This is a genomic window from Deltaproteobacteria bacterium (assembly GCA_016183235.1).
In the GTDB taxonomy this organism is placed as follows: Bacteria; UBA10199; UBA10199; order DSSB01; family JACPFA01; genus JACPFA01.
Map to the genome: position 1 here is coordinate 42,737 of JACPFA010000023.1, position 8,081 is coordinate 50,817.

Consider the following 8,081-nt stretch of genomic DNA (forward strand, 5'->3'; position numbering starts at 1 on the left):
ACCCTAGCTCATTTAGGGCAGGTAGCTCAGTCGGTAGAGCAGAGGACTGAAAATCCTCGTGTCGGCGGTTCAATCCCGTCCCTGCCCACTTTATTCACCCTCTTCTTCCCCTTCTTCTTCATCGTCAACAAAAGCCCCTTCTTGACCTTGCTGTCTTTCCTCTTCTTCCAATCGTTCTAAGCGGCGTTTTGCTTTGCGCTCTACATAGGCCTGATGGTCTTCTTCGGCCAAGGTTTTAAAGTGCCACTCCAGGTCATCCATCCCCAACACCGCTGCTAACAAACGTAGATATCTTGGATTATTAGTAGAATTACTCACATCCAGTAAATTAGAAGGAAATAAGATCCCATCCCCAAATACCTTAAAGGCACCTCCCATAAATTGGTTAGGTTTAGTGCCAATTTGAGGCGGAAGCTTACCTTCAAAACCATCGCCTTTTTCAAGGGCCGTTTTACTAATTTCTTTAGCCGTTTTTTTGGCTACCGTTGGATCAAGGGGCAACGGGCCTTGCCCAACCCCTATGGGTTTAGGACCTTTTATTTCAACCATATAGGTAGAATATCAAATAAGCCCTTGAATACCAATCGAAAAAGCTGTCATTGCGAGCCCAATGGGCGTGGCAATCTCACCGGTTAAACATTAAAGATTGTTTTACTTCAAAGGGGCTTTATTTCTTCGGTTTATGTTTTTCTTGATGTCGGTAGGTATCTTGAATACTGGAAAGCCGTTTCAAATCTTCATCGGTAATATTCATATCTTCGTGGCCTTCGATCCCGGTTTCTTTGGCATGCTTAATGGCGGTGGCCATGACGCGATAAACTTTATCATCAAAACCAGCATAGGCCAATTCGTAGGCTCGATCGAGAACCCGTTGTTGTTTATCTCGAGGGAGTCGACGAAACGCAATTTCAAATTCTTCTAAGTTTTTAAATTGCACCATAAGAGAATTAATCTAAACCAATCACTTCCGTAAAGGCTTGGCTGGCAACAGCTACAGGATCAACACCATTCTCCCCCCAACGTGCCGCATGACCTTTGACATCAGCGCTCACTCCATTGGAAGTCAAAACCAAGGGAGCAGCTTGGGGACCATATACTCCACCAACTTTCCCTGTTCCCTGGTATTTTGCAAATCCCGGAACTGGTTTATTAAAACCCGTTTTAGGAGGGATTGCCACTCCCTCACGTTGCACAGGCGGTAGTGTAGTAATTTGTCCTTGATCACTTATGGGTAAAGATGGCTTCGCCCATTTAACATCATTTGCTACCATAAATACATTCTCCCAATTTATCTTTTAAAATTCAACTTTTATAATCCCGCTTAGAATTCCCTAGAAACCCCATACCTCTCGCGGTTTTATTAAAGCAATTCTTATGCCAAGGCGCGTTAACAAAAATAACTTTCCTATTTTATATTATCTTTCGCGTGGATACGTTTGTTGTGAAAAACCAGAAAATACCCCTAAAATCTTTAAATGGGGTAAAAAGTCTCCAAAGTACACTAGAAATCGAGTGAAATTAGGACTATACACCCCAAAATGTCTCATTATGAACGCCAAGACCATTACTACCGAAAGGCCAAAGCACAAGGCCTCCCCAGCCGAGCCAGTTTTAAGATTGAGGAGCTCTTAAAAAGGTATCCCCTGGTTAAACCTAACTTTTGGGTGATGGACCTGGGAGCCGCCCCGGGGGGCTGGACCGTCTTTTTAACCAAGTGCGTTGGAAATCTCGGTTGCGTGATCGCCTGCGATCTAGAACCCTTGTCACAAACTAAACCAACCAATTTAGAATTTATTCAAGGCGACCTCACCCACCCCAGCATCGAACAAAAAATAAACCAATATTTGGGCACAAGAAAAATAGATTCTATATTTTCAGACATGTCACCCAAACTATCCGGCATTCAATTTAAAGACGCCTTTTTGTCATTTGAATTAGCATCACTCGCTTTCCGCTACGCCCAAAAATATTTAAAAAAAGGCGGCTCACTCGTTTTTAAAATTTTCCCAGGAAAAGAAAGCGACGAATTTTGCAAACAACTCAAAACCCATTTTGAAAAAGTCCACATTATACGCCCCAAAGCCACCCGCACCACCAGCCGTGAACAATATGTGGTATGTTTGAATTTTATCTGAACCTATATTTAAATGATATAAAAAGTCTTCTTAAAGGGCTGCAAGGGGGCAGCTTGAGAACCTGTAGCACAGGAGTGAAGGCGTAGGAGGTCAAAAAAATCCTATTATTTTTTTGAATTAGAGGACGACAGAGGAGTACTCTAATTCAACCAAAAATAAAGGATTTTTTTGGCCGAGTAGGCTTCACGGGTGCGGGTTCTCAAGCTGCCCTCTTGCAGCCCTTTAAGAAGACTTTTTAGGTGCGGTGATTTGCAGATGAATTGAAGAACGAAAAGGAAGATTGCCACGCTCGCAAACGGTGCTCGCTCGCAATGACATAGAGCCCTACTGGGTTCACAATGACATTTATAAAAAGTTTTTAGCGTTCTTGCCTGCGACTTGGCCAGTGACAATGGCCACCCCCGCCCCACACCGCTCAAACGCAAAATCCGCCCCGCCAATCACTGCCCCGGCTGAAAATAAATTCTCAAAGGCCACATCCCCATCTTCGGATAAAGGTTGAGTTTGAGCGTTGATTCTAACCCCTACCGAATTAAAAGGCTGCCTTTCTTGCACGTGAGCATGGGCAAGGCGCATGGAAGATAAGGCCTGCACCGGTTGGTCTTTATAAAAGAGAGGTAAATGAAAAATGGGTTCTAAAAATTTTTGCTGATGCTGAATACCATTGCCAATAAATTTACCCGTTGCAAGAATGACGGCCTTAACAGGAATTTTAATCACGCTGTCATCTAGCTGAACATCCAAATATTTAATTCTACGGCTTAAGTGTTCAAAACCTACCACTTTGCCTTCAATAATGTCGATATTATGGCTATTCATATATCGATTAATAGCATTCTCGAGCCTTAAGCCCGGAATACTCACCGGCAAAGCTAATGATTCGGCACATTGCAAACCCGTTATTTGATTAAGCGCTTCTACAATAAGCCTGGAATTTTGAACCCCAAGAATCGGTGGCAACAAGAGATGAGAGTAAACCTTGCCTTCTAAATAAGAAACAATGGCTTTCCCAAATTTTACAAAATTTTCTTCTTTATCTAAATAGTGGGCTAATTCAGCCGGGCTCAAATTGGTTCGCCCTTCAAAACCCGGCATTTCCATTTCTAAATAACCGGTGAAAGAAATCGGTGGGTCGGCTTGTTTTTCCAAAAAAATTTCTAAGGCATCTCGAATAAACCTAGCTTGAAATGGGGCATAACCACGAACCCCTGCAACTAACAATTTGGCTTCTTTAAGCTCACTGATAGAAATGCCCCCTTGGCTTGCCTGCACCCAGGCGGTGGATTTTAAAGTACCCATGGGGGTAAGAAAAATTTTATTTTGATTTTCTACTCCCATCATGCGCAAAGGAAGTTGGTCGCTAGCATTGGCCACGGCCTGATGAACATATTGATAAAATGAGTTGCTTTCGTGCCCCGCAGCTAAAATAGCATAAGGGTGAAATTCATTTTTCTTGATGAGATTAAAGATGTTGTGACTAATGGGTTTTAAGTCTTGCCACGCATCATAAGATGAACGATTGAGATCATCGGCAATATCCCAGGCCCCACTCGAAATCCCGGAGGCCCCAGGGGATACCTTAACAAGTTTAACCTTGGCACCCAGTTCAGCCAATTCAATCGCGGCTGCAAAGGCTGCTATTCCTCCACCTATAATCACAATGTAAGGGCCGTTATGATTTTCCATAGTTAGATTTGGTCAATACATCCCATCCCATAGTACATAAAGCTTGCCAGCTCGCTTTGAGCCAGTTGTTCACCTTGTAAAACAGGCACGGTTTCTTTCCATTTATTTTGTAAAAATAAATTAACTTCTTTAAAAACTCGCAAAGGCTCCCAGCCTAGTTCTTCACCCAAGATGACTGCCGCTAAAAAAACACAATCATTGCCCCCACAAACCCCAATGGAAAAACGAGTGCGCCGCCTCAAATCCTCTAAGCTACGACAAAATTCAGAACGTACCGCATAACGTATTTCGGCTGCCATGACCGGTTCGCACTGACAGATTCGGTTGGCATTCGAAGGCTGCACTCCCAGAAGCGACAAAACTTTTTTTGCCAAGGTGCCATGTCTAAAGGTTAGCCGTTCAACCGTTAAAGCATCGAGGTCGTGAAGTTTAGCTAAAGCCTCGATATTAAGTGCAGCATCACCCCCTGGCAGAGGCTCCTCATGGGTGTGACAAACGGCCTGCAGGCTAAGCTTTTGACAAATCAAGTCGGTGGCCTCTTCGGCCAAAATTCGATAACTGGCCAGTTTACCGCCAATGACACTCACCAAGCCTGCCACTGCATCTTGGGTTTCATGATCGATGATCCAATGTTCTCGCGACAGATCATCCTCGTATAGCCCACGGCGGTAAAGGGTTGGCCTCACCCCCGCCCAGGCTCGCAACATGCGGGCTTGCCGAATCCGAGGAAAAACTCTTTCTACCCCTTCTAAAAGATATTCCACTTCGTCTTCTAAAATAGGAATATCCCCAGGGTCGCCAAAATAATCATCATCGGTGGTGCCTAAAATCGTGGTGTTTTGATGAGGCATGATAAAGATGGTCCTCCCATCAATGGCTTGAGTCATAATAGCGGTATTGAGAAACCTCCCCTCAAAGGTGATATGCACCCCCTTCGTAGGTCGCACCTTGATCTCTACACCCGCCAACCTAGCAAGCTTCGAGGCCCAGGGGCCGGTAGCATTAAAAATAATTTTACTGCGATATTCTTCACAGGTTCCTTTAAGTAAATCTTTTACTTTTACCCCAACTACGGCACCGCTTTCTAAAATAAGCCCTAGCACCTGCGTATGATTTTTTAAGGTAGCCCCATGTTCATGGGCCGAAAGCGCATTGAGCAATGACAAACGCGGGCTATCAATGCCAAATTCATCAAAGGTTACTGCACCCGTTATATCAGGGGATAAATCGGGCTCTAATTTTAAGGCTTCTTCCCTGCTCAATCGCAAATGAGGTTTGGCATTTTTCCAACGGCCAAAACGATCATAGGCTCTAAAATAGGCATCGAGTAATGCTAGTCTCCATTTCGATCGCTTATGGTCTGGTTTAAGAATTGGAAAGATGAAGGGAATTCTGAAAATTAAATGCGGCGCGATTTTTTGAATGTATCCACTATCGATCGAAGAAAGTTGAGTGGTTTTAAGATCGCTCGTTAAATAACGAGCCCCACCATGAATCATCTGACTATTATTGCCGCTGGCAGCACAGGCAAAATCATCGCGTTCGATCAACAAGGTTTTAACCCCACGCATGGCGGCATCTCGGGCTATACCACAACCATTCACCCCGCCACCGATGACGATCAAATCAAATTCCACTGGGACACCTCTAAGAATTTGGATTTTTGGGGACCTCTAAAAAGGGCCCAGATGCAAGGCGCCCGCAAAGACGCGACCGGAGCGTATATGAAAATACGTGAGGATCGCGACTTTGTGGGCAATCCTTCGCTTGCGCTCTGGACAGGCTCTGCAGATGGGCCATTTTTAGAGGTCCCCATGGGGTGATTAAACCTTTTGATTAATTTTAAGATGTAACTCTACTAACTGTTCAGGATCGACGGCACTTGGGGCATCAGAAAGTAAACAGGCAGCTTTTTGTGTTTTAGGAAAGGCAATCACATCACGAATCGATTCTGCCCCGCTCATCAGCATGATAAGCCGATCTAACCCAAAGGCAATCCCGCCATGCGGTGGGGCCCCGTATTGAAACGCCTCTAATAAAAATCCAAATTTACTTTGAGCTTCTTCTTTACTGATCCCCAAAATCTCAAACACCTTAGCCTGCACTTCAGATTGATGAATACGAATCGAGCCCCCACCAATTTCATTGCCATTAAGCACTAAATCATAAGCATTAGCTTTGGCTTTTAAAGGCGCTTCGGCAAAGGTTTCCAAAAATTCTTTTTTGGGAGCGGTAAAGGGATGATGCAGGGCAACATGCCGCTTGATCTTTTCATCATATTCAAACATGGGAAAATCAACCACCCACACAAAACTCAAAACCTTAGGATCGATCAACCCAAGTTTTTCAGCCAATTTTTTACGTAATTGCCCTAGACTATCGTTAACGACCTTAGGACGATCTGCTACAAAAAAAACCAAATCGCCGACTTCAAGTTTTAGCTTTTCTTGTAATTGCTTTTTTTCCGTTTCACTAAAAAATTTCACAATAGGAGACTGCCATTCTTGAGGTAGTACTTTAATGTAAGCCAGGCCCTTAGCCCCATAAATCGCAACCAATTTCGTTAGCTCATCAATTTCGCTGCGGGACAGGTCGGCTTTGCCTTTTAAATTTAAGGCCTTAATGATGCCTTGTTTGGCAATCACATCCGCAAAAACTTTGAATTGAGTTTGGTTAAAAATCGAAGTGATATTTTGAAGTGTCAGGTCATAACGAACATCGGGGGCATCTAAACCATACTTATCAATGGCTTCATCATAGCTGATACGAGGAAAGGGAATTTGAAGTTGAACCCCTAAAGCCTCTTGCCACATCGTCGCCACCAAACCCTCCATCATGGCAAGAATATCTTCTTGGTTGACAAAACTCATTTCAATGTCGATTTGAGTAAACTCAGGTTGACGGTCGGCCCGCAAGTCTTCGTCGCGAAAACAGCGGGCTATTTGAAAATAACGATCCATCCCCGAAACCATCAACAATTGCTTGAACAATTGCGGCGATTGGGGAAGGGCAAAAAATTTGCCTGGATGCACCCGTGAAGGCACTAAATAATCCCTGGCCCCTTCTGGGGTACTTTTGGTTAAGAAGGGAGTTTCAATTTCTAAAAAGTTATGCCGGGCTAAATAATTGCGAGCGGCCATAGCGACTTTATGGCGCAATACTAAGTTGTGATTCATCACGGGCCGTCTTAAATCTAAATAGCGATATTTTAAACGCAGGTCTTCAGCGACATTCAATTCATTTAACACTTCGAAAGGCGGATTTTTGGCAGGATTAAACACCTCAAACTCTTCAATCAACACTTCAATTTCGCCAGTAGCTAATTTGGGATTAGCCATACCTTCAGGCCGTTTAGCCACCCGCCCTTTAACCCCCATCACATATTCACTACGCAAATGCTTAGCTAACTCATGCACTTTAGAATCAACCTCGGGATTAAACACAATTTGAGTCATTCCATACCGATCACGAAAATCCACAAACATCACCTGGCCATGATCACGCCGGGTGTCTACCCAACCAAAAAGTACTACCGTTTTACCTTCGTCTTGGCTCGTTAGCTCTCCACAAGAATGCGTACGCTTGTATTCATGAATAAATCGGCCCATAGTGCTCCTTATCTCTATATCTCTGTCATTGCGAGGCCCTGCAGGGGCCGTGGCAATCTCAGTCAGCTAGCCTAAGCAAAAAGTCAAAACCATTACTAGTGAATATTTTAGCCAGTTAAGGAATCTTTCCTTTATCGCCTACAAATCGAGCCACGTCTTTTCGAGGTAGGGAGAGGCCAATGGAGAGCCCGCGCCCGGTCGGACTAAGGAGGGTCTCTGTCATTGCGAGCGAGCCCCGTTGGCGAGCGTGGCAATCTCCAACATTTTAAAACTGAAGATTGCTTCACCCTGCTGGGTTCGCAATGACAGAAACTATCATAGGCCGACCGGGCGCGGGCTCTCCCTTGGCCTCTCCCTACCTCGAAAAGACTTTCTGCAAATATTTGAGAAATATGAAAAGAGAGTAAAGTGACTTTGAAGGTGAGGTGGTTTTGCCGACCCATCGCTCCTTCGCAAAGCCTCAGGACAGGGTCCGCGGTGGGGCCCCCATGCGGGCTAGCCGGCATGGAAAGCCGAGGCCCGCCTCTGGGCGGGAACGCGGAAGGATTCCATGCCGGCTAGCCCCATGAGAAGATATGGATGACCTCAGCACTTGCCACCGGGCGCTGGTTAGCCCAATAAGAGAGTGCAACAAAATGGTTTGTTGCAACAA

Annotated in this window: 7 protein-coding genes and 1 tRNA gene; 2 read left to right on the forward strand and 6 right to left on the reverse strand. The window is 44.7% G+C overall.

Annotated elements, in window-relative coordinates:
* Window positions 1–15: 15 nt before the first annotated feature.
* Window positions 16–88, forward strand: a tRNA-Phe gene (locus tag HYU97_05120).
* A 2-nt stretch (window positions 89–90) separates the two neighbouring features.
* Here HYU97_05120 and HYU97_05125 read toward each other — a convergent pair.
* The 3 genes from HYU97_05125 to HYU97_05135 form a co-directional block, all read right to left on the reverse strand.
* Complete coding sequence (locus HYU97_05125; GenBank protein ID MBI2336124.1) at window positions 91–549, reverse strand: hypothetical protein; 459 nt, start codon at window positions 547–549, stop codon at window positions 91–93.
* Between the two features lie 118 nt (window positions 550–667).
* Window positions 668–940 (reverse strand): hypothetical protein, encoded by a 273-nt coding sequence (locus HYU97_05130; protein MBI2336125.1) that lies wholly within the window; start codon window positions 938–940, stop codon window positions 668–670.
* Between the two features lie 7 nt (window positions 941–947).
* Window positions 948–1,271 carry a hypothetical protein gene (locus HYU97_05135; protein MBI2336126.1) on the reverse strand — a complete coding sequence of 108 codons (324 nt, stop codon included), beginning with the start codon at window positions 1,269–1,271 and terminating at the stop codon, window positions 948–950.
* A gap of 267 nt (window positions 1,272–1,538) precedes the next feature.
* Here HYU97_05135 and HYU97_05140 point away from each other — a divergent pair, with 267 nt between their 5' ends.
* Complete coding sequence (locus tag HYU97_05140; GenBank protein ID MBI2336127.1) at window positions 1,539–2,135, forward strand: RlmE family RNA methyltransferase; 597 nt, start codon at window positions 1,539–1,541, stop codon at window positions 2,133–2,135.
* 345 nt (window positions 2,136–2,480) lie between these two features.
* Here HYU97_05140 and glpB read toward each other — a convergent pair whose 3' ends face one another.
* The 3 genes from glpB to aspS form a co-directional block, all read right to left on the reverse strand.
* Complete coding sequence (gene glpB / locus HYU97_05145; GenBank protein MBI2336128.1) at window positions 2,481–3,821, reverse strand: anaerobic glycerol-3-phosphate dehydrogenase subunit B; 1,341 nt, start codon at window positions 3,819–3,821, stop codon at window positions 2,481–2,483.
* Window positions 3,822–3,823: 2 nt separating this feature from the next.
* Window positions 3,824–5,458 carry a glycerol-3-phosphate dehydrogenase/oxidase gene (locus HYU97_05150; protein ID MBI2336129.1) on the reverse strand — a complete coding sequence of 545 codons (1,635 nt, stop codon included), beginning with the start codon at window positions 5,456–5,458 and terminating at the stop codon, window positions 3,824–3,826.
* A 186-nt stretch (window positions 5,459–5,644) separates the two neighbouring features.
* Complete coding sequence (gene aspS, locus HYU97_05155) at window positions 5,645–7,429, reverse strand: aspartate--tRNA ligase (GenBank protein ID MBI2336130.1); 1,785 nt, start codon at window positions 7,427–7,429, stop codon at window positions 5,645–5,647.
* Window positions 7,430–8,081: the final 652 nt, after the last annotated feature.